This is a genomic window from Novosphingobium sp. fls2-241-R2A-195 (assembly GCF_030209485.1).
Taxonomy (GTDB): Bacteria; Pseudomonadota; Alphaproteobacteria; order Sphingomonadales; family Sphingomonadaceae; genus Novosphingobium; species Novosphingobium resinovorum.
Genome location: NZ_JARVRY010000004.1, coordinates 205,937 through 223,961 on the forward strand (window position 1 = coordinate 205,937; position 18,025 = coordinate 223,961).

Consider the following 18,025-nt stretch of genomic DNA (forward strand, 5'->3'; position numbering starts at 1 on the left):
TTCGATCTCCGTTACGTGCCGCCATGCGGCCCCTGTTGCAAAGGCGGTGTCGGTGATCGCGCATCTGTACGCAGCAGGCTCGGAATTCCGGCCTTCCGCGTGCCGCTGCGAGTGGCACGGCATCCTCCCTCTCGCTTGCCGTGATAACGATAATGAGAATTATACGCAATACATGGCGCATGCCGGGCTCGGCTGCGACATGCATGGAAAGGGGCCACCGTCACTGACGATGGCTCCTTCCGATCGTGATGCCTGCGCGATCAGCCCGGCAGCATCGTCCCGGTATCGATGTAGCGCTGGTGCCACGACAGTGCTTCGTTCGGCAATGAAGGCGCGTGGCGGCCGTAGCTGCCGTGGTATGCGCGGTCGTAGTAGTCGCGCAGCGCGTCGCGGTACATCGGGTGCGCGCAGTTCTCGATCACCAGCGCGGCGCGCTTGCGCGGGGTCAGGCCGCGCATGTCGGCAAGGCCCTGCTCGGTGACGAGCACCGCCACGTCCTGCATGATGTGGTCGACATGCGCCGCCTGCGGCACGATCGCCGAGATCGCGCCGCCCTTCGCGGTCGAGGGTGTCATGAAGATCGAGACATAGGCATTACGCGCGAAGTCGCCCGAGCCGCCGATGCCGTTCTGGATGCGGCTGCCCATCACGCAGGTCGAGTTGACGTTGCCGTAGATGTCCGCCTCGATCAGCCCGTTCATGGCGATGCAGCCGAGGCGCCGGATCAGTTCGGGGTGGTTGGAGATTTCCTGCGGGCGCAGGATCATCCGGCTGGCATAGCGCGCCATCTCGGCATTGATCCGCTCCGCCGCCTCCGGGGAGAGCGAGAACGCGGTGGCCGAGGCCATGCGCAGTTTCCCTGCATCAATCAGGTCGAGCATGCCGTCCTGGATCACCTCGGTATAGGCGGTCAGGTCGTCGAACGGGCCATTGACGAGGCCGGTCAGCACGGCGTTGGCGATGTTGCCCACGCCCGACTGCAGCGGCAGCAGCGAGGCAGGCAGGCGACCCTTGGCCACTTCATGGCTGAGGAACTCGATGATGTGATCGGCGATCTTCAGCGCATTGGCGTCGGGCGCGGTGAAGGGCAGGTTGCGGTCGGGCGCGTCGGTCTCGACGATGGCGACGATCTTGGCGGGATCGCACTGCAGCGTGGCCTGGCCGATGCGGTCGTCGGGGCGGACCAGAGGGATCGGCACGCGGGCAGGGGGCAGCGCGGTGCCGTAATAGATGTCGTGCATCCCCTCCAGCGCAGGGTTCTGCCACGCATTGACCTCGAGGATCACCTTGTCGGCACGGTCGAGCCAGGTCTTGTTGTTGCCCACCGAGGACGAGGGAACCAGCGAGCCGTCGGACCGGATCGCGGTCACTTCCACCACCGCGACGTCGAGGGGGCCAAGGAACCCCTGCCACGCCATCGGCGCCACTTGCGACAGGTGCATGTCGAGGTAGTCCATCTCGCCCTTGTTGATCCGTTCGCGCGCGATCGGGTCGGAGTTGTAGGGCAGGCGCAGTTCGATGCCATCGGCCTTGGCCAGCGCGCCGTCGAGTTCCGGGCCGGTCGAGGCGCCGGTCCAGACCTTCACCCGCATCGGGCGACCGGCGGCGTGCTCGCCCTCGATCCGCGCGGCCAGCGCCATCGGCACCGCCTTGGGATAGCCGGAGCCGGTGAAGCCGCTCATGCCCACGGTCTGGCCGTGATGGATAAGCGCGGCGGCGTCGGCTGCGGACATGACCTTGGAACGCAGGTCGGCGCGGGCGATACGATCTGTCATGGAATGCCTCTCAATCTCGGTGACCTTCTGGGGGCCGCCGCTCCCCATTCAATCCGTGCGTGTGCGAAGACAATATATCAAATATGCACACCACTTGTGCTATATACGTTCAGATGAGTGACCTGATCCGATCCTTGCGGCTATTCGTGCGCCTGAACGAAGAGGGCAGTTTCTCGGCGCTGGGTCGCCGCCAGAACCTCAGCCATACCACGATTGCGCGAGCGATCGGCGATCTGGAACAACACTTTGGTGTGCGCCTGTTTCAGCGCACCACGCGCAGCCAGGCCCTGACGGCGGATGGGGAGCGGCTGCTGGAGCATGCAGGGGCGATTCTCGACCAGATGGGGCTGGCCGAAGCGGACCTCGCAGGCGCCGTAGCAGCGCGCGGACTGGTCCGCGTCGGCGTGACCACGGCGCTCGGCTTCCATTACGCGCAACGGCTCGGAAGCGTCGCGGCGCAGCATCCTGACCTGATGATCGAACTGCTCATCGCCGACTGGCGCGATGCGGCGGATCATGGCGGGCTGGACCTGTGGCTATGGGCAGGGGATGGCAGAAGCGCCGCCGGAAGCACGCTGCTTGGCCAGTTGCCGCGCGTGCTGGTTGCCGCGCCCGAATACCTTGCGCATCACGGCATGCCAGCATCGGGCGATGACCTGATACAACATCAGTGCCTGACTTACGGCTATGCCGCAAGGGCGGCGCCATGGCCGATCGACGGGCGCGAGCTTGAAGTCTCGGGTTTCCTGCGCGCCAATTCCAGCGAGGCCGTGCTGCGCGCGATGAAGGGAGGCCTCGGCATCGGACTGTTGCCACGCATCCAGGTCGAGGAAGACCTCGCACGTGGTCTGGTCATGCAGGTCATGCCGGATGCGGAAATTCCCCCGATCCCGGTCATGCTCGCCACCGGTTTTCGCGGCATGCGCATGCCGATGCGCGCGCGCGTGGTCATGGACTTCCTGGAGGCGGGGTTCCCGGTGTGATATGCGCTTTAAGTAGATAATGTATCTTATGTAAAATAGAATACCTCAGGTAAGAGGGGGAATTAGCCGTCTTACATAAACTGCATCCGTTATCGACTACAGGATGCCCCGCAACTTTTCCCTAAGTCTCAAAGGCATTCGGTTCCCAGCCAATTCCGTCGGAATCGGAGGGAAACGCAATTGGCGAATCTCGGCGCATCTATATTCGATGCGATGTACGGAGAGCCGATCCGCTCTTCGCGGGAGGTGCACAATGCCCATAGAGGTCAAGATTGCGTCGGACCTGTCCGGCATTCACTCCGCCCCCATCGAAACCATTCACGGTTCGGTTCCCGTTGCCCCAGGTAGCAACGTAGCGCTGAACATCGGGCCGGAGGCCGTTGCCGGCTATACGCGGGAAGGTGCGGACCTGCTCGTTCACCTGCGTACGGGCGAAATCGTGAGGATCACGAATTTCTACGTCGATCCTTCCAAGCTCTCGCAACTCATGCTGGTCCAAGATGACCATCTGGTGGTTGCCGACTTGGCGCAAGGGTCTACCGCTGCCCTCGCCTCACCGGCCTATGTACCGATGGATGCCATGGCCGGGTTTCCCGCTCCGGCTTCGGCCGGAACTGCGGAAGCGGCTGCTGCAGCCGGAGCAGCATCCGGAAGCGGTCTGGGCGCAGGCGTGATCATTCCCCTCGCGGCTATTGGCGTGGGCGGGCTCGTAGCAGCTACAGTCAGTGGAGGCGGCAATGGCAGCGGTGCCGGAAATCCGCCAACGCCTCCCGATACGACTGCACCGGGCGCTCCCACAGATCTGGTAGTTTCCCCCGCTGGGAACAGTCTCAGCGGCCGCGCAGAGGCTGGCGCGACGGTCCTGGTCGATACCGATGGCAACGGCACGGCCAACTATACGACGACGGTAGGTGCTGACGGCACGTTTACCGTTGTCCTGTCGCCAGCACTCGTAAACGCTGAAGCCATCACGGTCACCGTCCGCGACGCCGCTGGAAACCTCAGTCCGACCGCCAGCACGCTTGCTCCCGACCTTACGCCGCCAGACGCCGCCACCGAACTGAGTGTCGCTGCGGACGGCACCGGCATCACCGGCACCGGCGAACCCGGAGCGACCGTCTCCATTGACGTCGATGGTGACGGCAATACGGATTACACGGCAGTCATTGCGGCTGATGGTACATTCTCGATCCTTTTTGCCGGTCCTTTGGATGATGGCCAATCTATAACAGTCACTGTTACTGATGCGGCAGGCAACCAAAGCGCGGTGGCGATCACGCAGGCACCCGATCTGATCCCGCCGCCGGCCACTGCCCCTACTATTGCCCCCACGAATGGCAGCTTTCTGACCGGCGCAGCCCAAAGTGGCATCGCCGTTGCTTTGACGGACGGTGCCGGGAATGCCATCGGCCAGGCAGCGATAGGGGCGGATGGAACCTGGCTTTTCACCCTTCAAACCGCTTTGCCGGACGGCACTGTGGTCAACGCCGCAGCGGTCAACTCGCAAGGACAGGCCGGCCCGGCGGCGAGTATCACCGTCGATGCCGTCTCTCCCGACGCGCCGATCATAGCGCCGAGCAACGGCATGGAGATCAACGGTACGGCCGAGCCCGGAGCCATGATCCTAGTCACTTCCGACGATGGTATCGCAATCGGCCAAGCGTTGACGGATGCCAGCGGAGCTTGGTCGATCACCCCCGCCAGCCCGATTGCCGATGGCACGACACTCACCGCCATTGCAAGCGATGCCGCAGGCAACACCAGCCTTCCGTCCGACATCACAATAGATGCAGCGCCACCTGCCGCCCCGAATTTTGCGGCGCCCAACGCGACAACCGTATCCGGCACGGCGGAACCCTATTCGACCGTGACCCTTTCCGATGGTGACGGCAATCCGATCGGTCAGGCCCTCGTCGATGCGGACGGCACCTGGACCTTCGCGGCATCGCCTCCACTAGTGGACGGAAGCATCGTCATCGCGGTTGCCAGTGATGCGGCGGGCAACATCGGTCCGTCTGCCAGCGCATCCGTCGATGCGGTCGCACCTGAGGCTCCCGACATGTCACCGTCCAGGGGCAACGTGCTCTCCGGCACGGGCGAGCCGCGCGCCACGGTGATCCTCACCGATGGTGCCGGCAATGCGATCGGGCAGGTGGTCGTGGCCGGCAACGGTACATGGGTTTTCACGCCGACGTCTCCGTTGCCTGACGGAACTACCGTCTATGCCGTGGCGCGCGATGGGGCGGGAAACGTCAGCGCGCCCTATTCCATCGTCGTCGATGCCGAGCCCCCTGCACCACCTGAAATCGCACAGACCAACGGCTGGGTGATAACTGGAACCTCGGAACCGGAAAGTATTATTTCTCTTGTCGATGATAACGGCAATCCGATCGGGCTGGCCACCGCCGACACTGATGGCGCCTGGAGCTTCACGCCTACCACTACCCTTCCCGACGGTACGATTGTCAAAGCCACGGCGCAGGATGTTGCCGGTAATACGAGTGCACCTTCCACCACGACCGTCGATGGCGTGGCCCCCGCCGCGCCCAGCATCGACGCTACGAACGGGAGTGAACTCACTGGCTCTGCAGAGGCTGATTCTCTTCTTGTTCTGACCGATGGTGACGGTAATGCCGTCGGTGAAACCACGGCGGACGGCGACGGAAACTGGAGCTACACACCCCGCACTCCCCTGCCGGACGGCACCATTGTCATCGCGACGGCCCAGGATGCAGCGGGCAATGTCAGTCCACAGACGAGCACGACGGTAGACTCCTCACCGCCAGTTGACCCTACGATCGACCCCACCAACGGCTCGATCGTCACCGGCACGGCAGAGCCGAATTCGACGGTGGTGTTGATGGACGGGACCGGCAACACATTTGCCGCCTTCTCGCCACAAGCAAGCGCGCGGGGGCTGGTCACGGTCGCATCGACCGTTCCGGATTTCGGCTTGCCGCTTGGAGAGGTCACTACGGATCCGCAGGGCAACTGGGCCTTTACACCGCTGCTCCCCTTGCCAGACGGCACTGTAGTGATTGCTGTGTCCGTCGATGCCTCAGGCAACGTGAGTGGGCCTATCAGCACGACCGTGGATGGCATAGCTCCGGCTCCCCCCACCATCGACCCCACGACGGGTTTGTTACTGGAAGGCACAGCCGAGCCGGGGGTGACGCTTTTCCTGCGCGACCCGCTAGGCAACCCGATCGGGGAGACTACGGCAGACAACGAGGGCAACTGGGTTTTCATACCCGACCTCGCCCTGCCGAACGATGCCCTTGTCGACGTCGTCGCAGTCGATGCCGCAGGCAACGTCAGCCTTCCCGCCAGCATCACGGTCGATGCCATCTCGCCGAGCGCACCGACAATCGATCCGAGCAGCGGCGGCACCATAACAGGCACGGCAGAGGCTGGCGCAACGGTCATCCTCACCGATGGTCTCGGCGTCCCTCTTGGCGAAGCCATCGTCGATGAAAACGGGCTGTGGATATTCACCCCGGCAGGTTCTCTACCCGATGCCACCGTGGTGGAAGCCATGGCGATCGATGCGGCCGGCAACTCAAGCCCGAGCACCAGCATCACGGTCGATGCCATTCCTCCGGCGGCTCCTGTTCTTACGCTGGTTTCGGGCGGCGAGTTGCTGCTCATATCGGCGGAACCGAACAGTACGGTGCGGATCGTGATCGATGGCGACACCGCCAATCCGGTCGTGATCGCCATCGATGGCAATGGCGAGTTCAGCCTGCCCTTGCTCGCGCCCTTGATCGCCAACGAGACGGTGAGCGCGATCGCTATCGACGCTGCAGGCAATGAGAGCGGCCCGGCCGTCCTGATTGCACCGGACATAGCACCGTTGACGATAGCAGTGATTGAAGCGGACGACGGTTACATCAACGCCAATGAGGCTGCTGACGGAGTTCAGGTCGACGTCGCACTCAGACCGACGATGCAGGCGGGGCAACAAGTCACGGCAACGCTGAACGGTCAGGGCGGATATCAGGCACAGACAACTCACGTTCTGTCGGTTGGCGACATATTGGCCGGCGTTGTCGTTCTCACCATTGCGCCCGGAGGCGGGTTGCCCGACGGTGCGTCAAGCGTGTCGGCCAATATCGGCGGAGGAGAAGAATCTTCACCCGTCGATTTTGTGATCGATACCTCTCCTCCTGCGACCCCGCTGCTGTCCCTGCTAGCCAGCGCGCTCACCATATCCGCCGAGCCCAACACACAATTGACGGTCTCAGCTAACGTGGGTGGCATCACGACTGAAACCGTGGTTGCAGCGGACAATAGCGGTCTGACCTCGCTCAACCTGCTGACTGACCTTGGCGTTCGACTCGACTGGGCACAATTGCTGGACGCTCAGGTCTCGGTTTCCAGCGAAGACACTGCCGGCAACGCCAGCAACGTTGCAACGATAGACGTCGCGACGAACATCGACGCGCCTCCGACGATTGGAGGGTTCGGCCTTGCGGTGAGCCTCAACCCGCTCAACCCGCAATTCGGTGTCAGTGGAACAACGGAACCGAATTCGACGGTTGTGATCCGGGTCGTAACACCTGCATTGAACGTCGAATTGCTGCCTCTTACTGCTGATAACAGCGGTCACTTCACACTCAATCTGCTCAGCCCGACCGTGCTGACGCAGTTGGGCCTGAACATTACCGACATCCTCAATCTCGGCTCCCAGATATCGCTTGGGATGGTTGCAACCGATCCTCAGGGCCATGAGAGCGCGATATACGGCCTCTCGCTAAGCCCCAATGGCCTGTCGCTCAACCTGGGGCAGATCGATGTGAACGGCTCGCTGGCCGATGACGTCATGTCAGGCACTACCGGAGCGGAGCACATCAACGGTAATGGTGGCAATGATCTGATCTTCGAGGTGGGCACGGGCGACCACGTGCTGGCCGGGCCGGGCAATGACACCGTCGAGGTTCTGGCCGCGAACTTCTCGACCATCAACGGTGGTGCAGGATTCGATACGGTGCTGCTCGGCAACGGCATCGATCTCGACTATGGCGCGCCCGGCGTGGGCACCCTAGCCAGTATCGAACGCATCGATCTCGGTTCAGGCGACAGCGGCAGCGTGCTGACGCTCACAGCGTCGGAAGTCAGCGCGATTACCGATGCAACGCATGTCCTGCAAATCACCGGTGAATCCAATGATGTGTTGAACATCACGGGCGCGGTCGGCACCGGATCGACGCAGACGCTCGATGGACTCGTATACGACGTCTACGCTTTCGGGACGAATACCATTCTGGTCGAGGACAATACCGTCCAGGTCGTCGTGTGAGGGCAGCCAGGGAAAGTCGCGCAGATGCTCTGTTCATTCTCGGCATGATCGCTTTCTCGGTCTTTGGCCCGAGCACGCAACACGCAAAGGCTATGACGGTGGAGGACGCTGTAGCCGCAGCGATCGCAAGGGATCCGACGCTGTCCGCCGCACGGTCGGAGGTCAAGGCCGCCCATACCGATGTCGACGTCGCGCGATCTGGGTACCTGCCTTCGATTTCTGCATCAGGCGGACCGCAAGAGGTCTCGCCAGACCAATGGGCTTACGAGGTGACGGCCGCGCAGATGGTTCATGACTGGGGCCAGACCCGAAGCAAAGTCGGCAGCGCACGGGCGACCGAACGACAGCGCCGTGCTGATTGGTCGATCGCCCGCGACGAAGCTGCGCGCGACGTGATCGAAATCTACCTCGACGTTGTATTGGCGCGGCTCCAGCGTGAGGTCGATCTCGACCAGATCTCGGCGCTGACCGGCCTCTCGCACATGACGGAGATGCGGGCAGACAGCGGATACGCCGATCGCAGCGAGCCTGATCGCACGCAGCTCGAACTGGCGCGTGCGCGTCAAAAGCTCGCCAGCGATGATGGTCAGGCTGCCGCCGCGGCCGCACAATTCGAAACGCTTGTCGGCGCATTGCCTGAACATCTGGAACAGCCCACCCCGATCTCGATGATCCGATATCTTGAAACTCAGGACATCGATGCGTTGATCGACGAGGCACCGAGATATCTCAAGGCTCTGGAGGAAACGCATTACACCCGTGCACAGTTCGACGATACTCGCTCGGCGATGTTGCCCCGTATAAATCTCGAGGCAACCGCCCTCAATCGTGAAATCGGCGGAAGAATGGCCAGCGACGCAGTGGTCGCCCTGCGCCTGCGCATGACGCCGATGCAGGGGTTTTCGTCATTTGATCGCGCGAACGCGGCAAGGGAGCGAGTGAATGCTGCGCAGTTGAAGGAGACCGCCGTCCGGCGTGATATTTCACGCGAGCTCCGAAATCTCACGACGAGCGCGACCGCACTGGAACAGCAGGCACAGGCACTGCATGCGCAAGTGGCCGGCGCTGGCAGCTTGATCGGCCTCTACAGGGAGCAATTCGAGGTTGGGCGGCGGGATATCGTCGATCTGGTGACAATACAGCGCGAACATTTCGATGCGCTGCGGTCGCTTAATGAAGTGAAGCTGCAGACGATCAGAATTTAATATCGGATAGCCGCGCAGCTAGGGAAACTTTCCGACCTTGTCGCATTGCCGAGGGACCTCCCGTGATGAAAGCAATGTCGGACGACTTTGGGCCATCGGTGCGCAAGCGCGATCCCTTGCGTGAAGGCCTCGTGCTGCTCGCCGCGATGCTAGGGCGGCACACCAGCGCGAGCGAACTGGGCGACGGGATGCCTCTGGCCGATGGCGGACTGCCTCTGGACATGGTACCACGCGCCATGCGTCGGCTCGACATGTCCGCACAAGTACGGCGATGCGATCTTGACCTGCCGGATTATCTGCTACCGGCCCTGCTGCTTCTCGATGATGGCAACAGCGTAGTCTTGACTGCACTGGAGGGGGACCTGGCTGTACTGCGGCTGCCCGATGCCGATGGCGGCATCCAGCAAATGCCGGTCGCCAAGCTGGCGGATGTGTACGCTGGCGTTGCGGTTTTCGCCAAGCCCCGCTTCAAGTCCGAGGCTAGATTAGGCGCTTTCGCGACGACCGATGGCCGGCACTGGTTTTTCGGCGCCTTGAGGAAATATCGCCGCGCCTACCTTGAGGTGGCGCTCGGAGCGATGATGGCCAACCTCCTTGCCATCGCAACGGCCCTTTTTGCCATGCAGGTCTATGACCGGGTCGTACCCAATTCGGCTTTTGACACCTTGTGGATACTGGCTAGCGGCGTCGTGATGGCCATCGTGTTCGAGGCTGTGCTGCGCTACATGCGCGGGCACCTTCTCGACGCGATGGGCAAGAACCTCGACCTCCGCCTATCGACACAGTTGTTTGCAAGAGTATTGCAGACACGGCTTTCGGCACGTCCTGCCTCGCTTGGTGCTTTCACCAGTCAAATCCGTGAGTTCGAGAGCGTTCGCGAGTTCTTCACCTCGTCAAGTGCCGCAATCGCAAGCGATCTTCCTTTCACGCTTATATTCTTGGCTATCATCGCGCTGATCGGCGGGCCGGTCGTGCTGGTGCCGATCGCTGCCATCATGCTGATGGTCTTTCCCAGTCTGATGATGCAGCGTCGCCTGGCCGACTTTTCTCGCCGGAACCTGCGCGAAGGCGCGATAAAGAACAGCCTCCTGATCGAAGCGGTGGAAAATCTGGAAGCTATCAAGGCGGGGCGCGGCGAAGGACGGGCCATGCAGCTTTGGGAAACGCTGACCGCACAACTGGCAGAAACCGCCCGGCACAGCCATTCCCTGTCGAGTGCGCTCACTTACGGCGCAGGGATGGTGCAGCAGTTCTGTTACGTCGGCATCGTCGCCTTTGGCGTGTACCGCATTGGTGAAGGCGCGATGACCGTCGGCGCGCTGGTCGCATGTTCGCTCCTTGGGGCCAGAGCCGTTGCGCCGATGTCGCAGGCGGCGGGCATACTGGCACGGTGGCAGCATACTCGCGTCGCCCTCGAGGGGCTTGATCAGCTCATGGCCGCGCCGGTCGAGCGGCCGGAGCATCGCGCGTTCGTCCGCGTGGAACGATTACGCGGACAGTTCATGCTCGCTGATGCCGCGGTTAGGTACGACGACGGACCGCCGGTCGTCGACGTAAGCGCGCTCACGATCGCCGCCGGAGAGAAAGTCGCGATACTGGGAGGGAACGGCGCGGGGAAATCCACATTGCTGCGCCTGTTGTCCGGCCTCGGCGACCTCACCTCGGGCAATGTCATGCTGGACGGGATGAACCTCATGCAAATCGACCCGTCCGACCGACGGGCGGCCATCGGCTTCCTGCCGCAGGATGTCGCCCTCATGCAGGGAACCTTGCGAGAAAACCTCAATCTCGAAGGGGGGGCCATATCGGACGCCGAGATGTTCGCGGCGCTGGATGACGTAGGGCTCGGCCGTTTCGTGCGAGCCAATGCCATGGGGTTGGACATGCCCCTCCTAGGCAGTCGCAGCCTTTCGGGCGGCCAACGGCAAGCGGTGGGACTGGCCCGGGTGATCCTGCAGGACCCGCAAATCGTGCTGCTCGATGAGGCAACCGCATTTTTCGACCAGGCGGCGGAGGACCACGTTGTCGCTCGGCTGCAGACCTGGCTGGGCGATCGCACGCTGGTCCTGACGACGCACAAGCGCTCAATGCTGGCGCTGGTTGAACGCGTCATCGTTATGCGCGATGGCAGCGTGGTGATGGACGGGCCGGTTGGCAACGTCGTCTCCGGCAATCAGGTAAAGGCGCCCGAGCGCATGGCGGCGGGAGCGACATATGGCGGTTGAAGGCTTCTCGGCGCACGGATTGCATCGCGAACTCGGCGACCCCTTCCGAGCCGGCACGCATCCCCTATTTCGCCCACTGTTGTGGACGATGATCGCAAGCATCGTCATAGCCATCCTGTGGGCGGCCTTCGCGCGCATCGACGAAGTCACGCGCGGCGAAGGGCGAGTGGTTCCAGTCAGCCGCATGCAGAAGATCCAGAGCCTCGAGGGTGGCATCCTGGCGGATCTTCTGGTCAGCGAGGGCGACATCGTCGTGCACGGACAGCCTCTTGTCCGCCTCGACCCCACGCATTTCCGGACTTCCTACGAGGAATCCGCCAATCAGGCAGCCGTTCTGCAGGCCGCCATAGCCCGACTGCAGGCAGAGGTCCTGAACAGGAGTTCGATCAACTTTCCGCGCGAGATCGCCCCCGATAGCGCTCTGGCACAGTCAGAGCGCGAATTGTTCGTTTCCCGACGCGGCAAGCTGGAGGAAGGACGCCGAACTTTGCAACAGCAGATCGGCATAGCACGAGGACAACTGGCCATCGTACAACCGCTGACCGCGCGAAAGGTCGTCAGCGAGATGGAAGCGCTCAAGCTGCGGCAGGACATTGCAACTTATACGGGCAAGCTGGTCGAACTTGAAAATACCTATGCCCAGGAGGCCTATACCGAACTGGCGAACAAGCAGGCCGAGCTGAGCGCCGTCACGCCCATCGTCCAGCAGCGTGACGACCAGTTACGACGCACCGAAATCCGCTCACCCGTGCGGGGCCGGATCAATACGGTGCTCGTCAATACGCGCGGAGGTGTCGTTCAGCCCGGAGAACCGATCATGGAGGTTACACCCATCGAAGATAGGCTGCTCATCGAAGCCCGTGTGCGTCCGCGCGATGTGGCGTTTCTCGTCCCCGGCATGTCGGCAAAGGTCAAGATCACCGCTTATGACTATACCGTCTATGGCGACCTTAACGGGCGGGTCGAGCGGATCAGTGCCGATACGATCGAGGAGGAAACCGTACGTGGAAAGGAGGCCTATTATCAAGTGTTCGTCCGCACCGATGGCGCCCATCTCATGCGGGATGGCAAGGCCTTGCCCATCATCCCGGGGATGGTGACCGAAGTCGATATCCTCACTGGAAAACGCAGTGTTCTCAATTATCTGCTGCGCCCTCTTCTGAAAGCGCGTTTGCATTGACCGTCAGGCGGCCGAACGCTGTTCCGGCGATGCCTCGGTCTCCTCGGCGTGGCCGCTGATCTCTGCGCCCGCGTCGCTGGCGAAACGCAGGTTCCAGAACGTAGCAGTAAGCGAGATCGCGGTAACAACCCAGAAAGCCACCGAAAAATCCCGCGAGGTCGGTGCCGAATTGCCATTGGCGAGCATGGCGAGGTGCAGCGCCATTGCCGCCACGCAGATACCCAAAGACAACATCAGTTGCTGGAACGTGGAATAGAACGCGGTGGCCCGGCTCATGTGCTGCTTGTCGACGCCATCATATGCAATCGTGTTGTATGCCGTGAACTGGAAGGACATGAAGAAGCCGCACAGGACCAGCACGGCGAACATGGCCCAGGTCGGCCAGGCAGGGCCGAACAGCCCGCAGACGGCATAGCCTCCAGTGGCGATGATGCCATTCCAGATCAGCGCGCGACGAAAGCCGAAACGGCGCAGAACCCGCTGCGCGAAGCTCTTCATGGCCAGCGAGCCGATCGCCGTCGCGACTGTGATCGTCCCGCTCTTGGCCGCCGTGAAGCCGAGCCCCACCTGCATCATCAGCGGCAGCAGGAAGGGCTGGGCGCCTTGCGTGATACGCGTGATCGACCCCGCGATAACGGACAGTCGAAACGTCGGATCCCGCAGCAGGCCGAGGTCGAGGATGGCGCCTTCACGGTCACGGGCGTGACGGATATAGAGGATGCCTGCGGTCAGCCCTATGCCGACGAGGATTGCCGCCATCGCGCCCTCGCCCGGACGGCTTACCATCTCGAAGCCGAACAGCAGGCAGCCCAGCGACAGGCCGCTCAGAATGAAGCCGGGCGTATCGAAACGGCCGGGATCATCCTCACGGATGTTGGCGATGTAGCGGCCGACGAGCCAGAAGCCCAGGATGCCCATCGGCAGATTGATGTAGAATATCCAGCGCCAGTCCAGATAGGTCACGATGAAACCGCCCAACGGCGGCCCGAGTATCGGACCGATCAGGGCAGGCACCAGCAGCCAGGACATGGCATTGACCATATCACGCTTGGCGACCGACCGCAGGAGCACCAATCGCCCGACCGGAATCATCATTGCCCCGCCCATGCCCTGAACGAAACGCGACACGACGATCATCTCGAGCGAGCGCGATTGTCCGCAAGCGAGGCTCCCCAGGACGAACAGCAGGATGGCACTGCGAAAGATCGTCCGAGAGCCGAACCGGTCGGCCAGCGATCCCGATGCAGGAATGAAAATCGCGAGCGCGAGCAGATAGGACGTCAATGCGACGCTCATCTCCTGCGGACGCACGGAGAAGTCTTTCGCCATCGTCGGCAACGCCGTGGCGAGCACGGTCGCATCGACGAATTCCATGAACAATGCCGAAGCGATGATAAGCGCTATGAAACGGTAGTTTGCGCCCGATTCCGCAGGTCCTTCATCACGTGTCTTCGCGAGCGCGCCTGCGGCGGGAACGATCCCGTCGCGCACTTCAGCATTGACCGAGGCGATACCGCGCCGCCGCGGCCTCAGCATGGGACCAGGGGGCAGCGGGCGAGAAAATACATGTTCAGCTTTCCGGATTACGGACGAATGGGGCTCTCCCGTCCAAGGGCCGTCCATCGTAACGCGGGCGTACCGGAACCGCCTATATAGGTGCGGTGCGGCATATTGGAACCCCCGGTGTTCCGGAATGAGCCGCAGGCACCCGGATCAGGCCATCGTCTGCGGTTTCAGGGCCAGCTACTTCAGGAACGGGTCATCCGGCAGCGGAATGAACTCCTGATCGTCCGCGTCCGGAAGCTTCATGCGACCTGCCTTCCAGTCCTCCGCCGCTTGCCGGAGGCGGTCTTTGGAAGATGAAACGAAGTTCCAGTACAGGAAACGTTCGCCGACCGGCTCGCCGCCCAGCACCATTACCGTCGATCCGGTCGCGGCGACGATGCTGGATACGTCTGCGCCCAGGATCAGCATCTGACCCGCCTCGTACCGCGTGCCGTCGACTTCGACGGCTCCGGTGGCGACATAGACCGCCCGCTCGGCATGATCCGAAGGCACTTCCGCCCTAGCACCCGCATCGAGGTCGAGATGCGCATAGAACAGCGGCGAATGCGTTCGAGCCCCTGCGGTCAGGCCATAGGCGCTGCCGGCAATGAGTTGGCCGCGAACTCCGGCTTCGCTCCATTGCGGAAGGTCGGCACCGGCGTGATGGGAGAACGAGGGCGCGACCTCCTCGTCGCCTTCCGGCAAGGCCACCCAGGCCTGGATGCCGTGGAGATGGTCACCGACAGCGCGCGCCTTTTCGAAGCGTTCGCTATGCGTGATCCCGCTGCCTGCGGTCATCCAGTTCACTTCCTGCGGGCGGATCGCCTGATGCGAACCGACGCTGTCGCGGTGAACGATCTCTCCGGAAAACAGGTACGTCACCGTCGACAGCCCAATGTGCGGGTGCGGTCGCACATCGAGGCTGCGGTCCGCGCCGGCCGCCACGTCAAGCGGCCCCATATGATCGAAGAACACGAACGGCCCGACCATGCGACGCTTGGCGAAAGGCAGCACCCGTCCTACGTCCAGACCGCCGCCAAGGCTACGCCGCCGTTGCTCGATCACCATCTCGATCATGTCGTCTCGCCCGTTTGTTTCCTTGCCCGGCCAGCTATGCGGGATTGCCCAAGGTCGTGCAACTTGCGAAGCGACGCGCTAGGCAGCCGTCATGACTGTCACGTCCATCGCCGAACGCATCGGCATCATCGGAACCGGGCGCGTCGCGCGCGCCTTTGCGCTGGGGCTGCGCGATCGTTCGCATCAGCCCTTGCTGATATGGGGTCGCACCCCTGCCCGCACCATCGATATGATGCGGGAAGTGGGGCCATCATGCGAGGCCGCCGAAGACCTGCAGGCTCTGGCCACGAACTGCGATACCCTCGTCATCGCCGTTGCCGACGACGCGATCGCGCCGCTGGCCGCCGACCTGGCGCAATGGCCCCTGCCCGTGGTCCCTTTCGTCTGCCATCTCAGCGGCGGCAGCGGGACGGCTCCCCTGTCCTGCCTGGAGGCCATCGGCGCCCGGACCGCGGCGGTCCACCCGGCAATGACATTTACCGGCGACCCGCATACCGAGGTCGCGCGCATGGCACAGGCTCACTTCGCAGTGACGGGATCAAGTGCGGCCGCCACTGATGCAGGGATGGCGCTCGTCCGCGCGCTTGGCGGAACCGGCGTCGAGGTCGCCGAAGAGCACCGGCCGCTATACCATGCTGCCTTGTGCCATGCGGCCAATCATCTGGTCACCCTCATTGCCGGCTCAAGCGATGCCTTGCGGCGGGCGGGCATCGACCGGCCGGGTGACTTTCTTGCCCCGCTCGCCCGTGCCGCGCTCGAGAACAGTCTGAGCAAGGGCATGGCAGCACTCTCCGGCCCGGTCCTGCGGGGCGACGCAGGAACCGTGGCCCGCCACTTTCGCGCCATCGCCACCGACGACCCCGCGTTGATGGCGCCCTACCGAGCCATGGCGCTTGCCACACTTGATGCCTTGGGCGAGCGACGCCAGCCAGCGGGCAAGGAACTGGAGAAGCTGCTCGCCCCCGACAGGCTTACGCCGCCCCGCTAGAAAAGCGGGCTTCGGACAAGTCGAGTTCGCGCGTGAGCTTGCGAGCCGTCTCGCTGCTGATGCTACGCCCACGCAGCATCTGCGACAGCGCCGCCCTTTCCGCGCGGACGCCGACGAGGCGGAAATCGCGCAGCAGCCTGTCGCCGGTCCGGGCCTCGGCCGACTGGCGCTCGCTCAGACCCTCGATACGCTCGCGGTAGAGGGTCATCACCTGGCCGCCGGCATCGGCGAAGATGTCGGCCTCGCCATGAGTTTCGGCAAGGGCATGCTGATGCCGCTCTATGGCCTGGATCGCGGCTTCCGCAACGGCAATCCTGGTAGAATCCTCCTCCGCCTGACGGGCCGGTTCGGGTGGCATGGCAAGCCCCTTCAGCAGGAACGGCAAAGCGATACTTGCCAGGACCAGCGAAACCACGATCACACCGGCCGCCAGGAAGATCGCCAGATCGCGGGTCGGGAACGGCGTTCCATCGTTCAGCGTCAGCGGCAGGGTCAATACACCGGCGAGCGTAATGGCGCCGCGTACGCCCGCCACCGAGGTCGCGGCGATCAGGCGCCAGTCGGGCGTCTGCACGCCGACGCCCCGCTTGGCCTTGCGCAGGATCGTCAGCTTGAGCGATGCCCACACCCATACGAAGCGCAAGGTCGCAAGGCCCGCGACGATCGCAAGGGTATAGATCGCAAGCCACCACGCCTCGCTATGCCCGGTCACTGCCACGGTCTGGCGAGCACCGGCAAGGATGCCCGGCATCTGCTCGCCAAGCAGCACGAAGATGATGCCGTTCAGGGTGAACTGGATCATATCCCAAACCGAATTGCGACGCATGCGGGTGACCGCGAGCGCCTGCCGCGAAATCTCCGCATACGTCATCGTCACGCCCGCACTGACCGCCGCGAGAATGCCGGACGCGTGGAAATGCTCGGCCAGCAGGTAGGAGCCGAAGGGGATCAGCAGGCTGACGAGAATCTGGGAGCCGGTGTCCTCACCCCAGCGCTTCGTCACCCAGGCCTTCACGCGGGTCACCACCAGCGTCACCACGACGCCGATGGCAAGGCCGCCGCCCGCCACCCACAAGAAGTTGAGCGTCGCGCTGCCGGCCGAGAAGGTGCCGGTCAAAGCCGCGGCAACCGCGAAGCGCAGACAGACGAGGCCGGAGGCATCGTTGAGCAGCGATTCACCCTCGAGGATGTGCATCATGCGCTTCGGGATCGGCACGCGGGCGGCGATGGCCGAAACCGCGATCGGATCGGTCGGCGAGACGACTGCGGCGAGCGCAAAGGCCACCGCGAGCGGCATCGCCGGGATCATCCAGTGGATCAGGAAACCCATTCCGATCACGGTCATGAGCACGAGCCCAAGGGCAAGCTCCACCACGGTGGACGCATCCTTGAACAGTTCGTCCTTGGGGATGCGCCACCCGTCAAGGAACAACAGCGGTGGCAGGAACAGGAAAAGGAACAGTTCCGGATCGAGTTCGACCCGATGCGAAGTGGACATTCCGATCACGCCGCCCAGCACGATCTGGACCAGCGGCGTAGGTATCGAGAACGGCATCATCCTCGCAACGGCGCCACTGACGACGACCGCCAGCAGCAGAAAAAGTACGATCGAAACTGTCTCCAAAACCTCACTCCATATGACTACCCGTGCAGTCTAGGAGGCAGGTCGCCCGAGGGGCAACCCACTAATTGCAAAAAAAGCAATTAAATTCGGTTCTGCATGTATCGTCCGGACGCAGCAGCGCCCG

At 63.0% G+C, this 18,025-nt stretch carries 10 protein-coding genes; 6 read left to right on the top strand and 4 right to left on the bottom strand.

Annotated features, from left to right (window positions below):
- Window positions 1–260: 260 nt before the first annotated feature.
- Window positions 261–1,775 (bottom strand): succinyl-CoA:acetate CoA-transferase ScpC, encoded by a 1,515-nt coding sequence (gene scpC / locus QRN25_RS03990; protein ID WP_285017569.1) that lies wholly within the window; start codon window positions 1,773–1,775, stop codon window positions 261–263.
- A gap of 113 nt (window positions 1,776–1,888) precedes the next feature.
- Between scpC and QRN25_RS03995 the strand changes: the two genes are divergently transcribed.
- The 5 genes from QRN25_RS03995 (at window position 1,889) to QRN25_RS04015 (ending at window position 12,667) form a co-directional block, all read left to right on the top strand.
- Window positions 1,889–2,758 carry a LysR family transcriptional regulator gene (locus QRN25_RS03995; RefSeq protein ID WP_285017571.1) on the top strand — a complete coding sequence of 290 codons (870 nt, stop codon included), beginning with the start codon at window positions 1,889–1,891 and terminating at the stop codon, window positions 2,756–2,758.
- Between the two features lie 253 nt (window positions 2,759–3,011).
- Entirely contained in the window at window positions 3,012–8,057 is a 5,046-nt protein-coding gene (locus QRN25_RS04000) for an Ig-like domain-containing protein (RefSeq protein WP_285017573.1), read from the top strand.
- 92 nt (window positions 8,058–8,149) lie between these two features.
- Complete coding sequence (locus QRN25_RS04005) at window positions 8,150–9,262, top strand: TolC family protein (protein WP_285017575.1); 1,113 nt, start codon at window positions 8,150–8,152, stop codon at window positions 9,260–9,262.
- Between the two features lie 65 nt (window positions 9,263–9,327).
- Entirely contained in the window at window positions 9,328–11,487 is a 2,160-nt protein-coding gene (locus tag QRN25_RS04010; protein ID WP_285017577.1) for a type I secretion system permease/ATPase, read from the top strand.
- A complete protein-coding gene (locus QRN25_RS04015; protein ID WP_285017579.1) occupies window positions 11,477–12,667 on the top strand; it encodes a beta-barrel domain-containing protein in 1,191 nt (396 codons plus the stop codon). Before QRN25_RS04010 ends, QRN25_RS04015 begins: the two co-directional genes overlap by 11 nt.
- A gap of 3 nt (window positions 12,668–12,670) precedes the next feature.
- Here QRN25_RS04015 and QRN25_RS04020 read toward each other — a convergent pair whose 3' ends face one another.
- Both QRN25_RS04020 and QRN25_RS04025 read right to left on the bottom strand, forming a co-directional pair.
- Complete coding sequence (locus tag QRN25_RS04020) at window positions 12,671–14,203, bottom strand: MDR family MFS transporter (RefSeq protein ID WP_285017581.1); 1,533 nt, start codon at window positions 14,201–14,203, stop codon at window positions 12,671–12,673.
- A 207-nt stretch (window positions 14,204–14,410) separates the two neighbouring features.
- Window positions 14,411–15,289 (bottom strand): pirin family protein, encoded by an 879-nt coding sequence (locus QRN25_RS04025; protein WP_285017582.1) that lies wholly within the window; start codon window positions 15,287–15,289, stop codon window positions 14,411–14,413.
- A 91-nt stretch (window positions 15,290–15,380) separates the two neighbouring features.
- Here QRN25_RS04025 and QRN25_RS04030 point away from each other — a divergent pair, with 91 nt between their 5' ends.
- On the top strand, window positions 15,381–16,277 hold the full coding sequence (locus QRN25_RS04030) for a Rossmann-like and DUF2520 domain-containing protein (RefSeq protein ID WP_285017583.1): 897 nt from the start codon (window positions 15,381–15,383) through the stop codon (window positions 16,275–16,277).
- Here the strand turns inward: QRN25_RS04030 and QRN25_RS04035 are convergent.
- Window positions 16,261–17,901, bottom strand: coding sequence for a Na+/H+ antiporter (locus tag QRN25_RS04035; RefSeq protein WP_285017584.1), 1,641 nt, complete (start codon window positions 17,899–17,901; stop codon window positions 16,261–16,263). The genes QRN25_RS04030 and QRN25_RS04035 overlap by 17 nt on opposite strands.
- Window positions 17,902–18,025 lie beyond the last annotated feature (124 nt).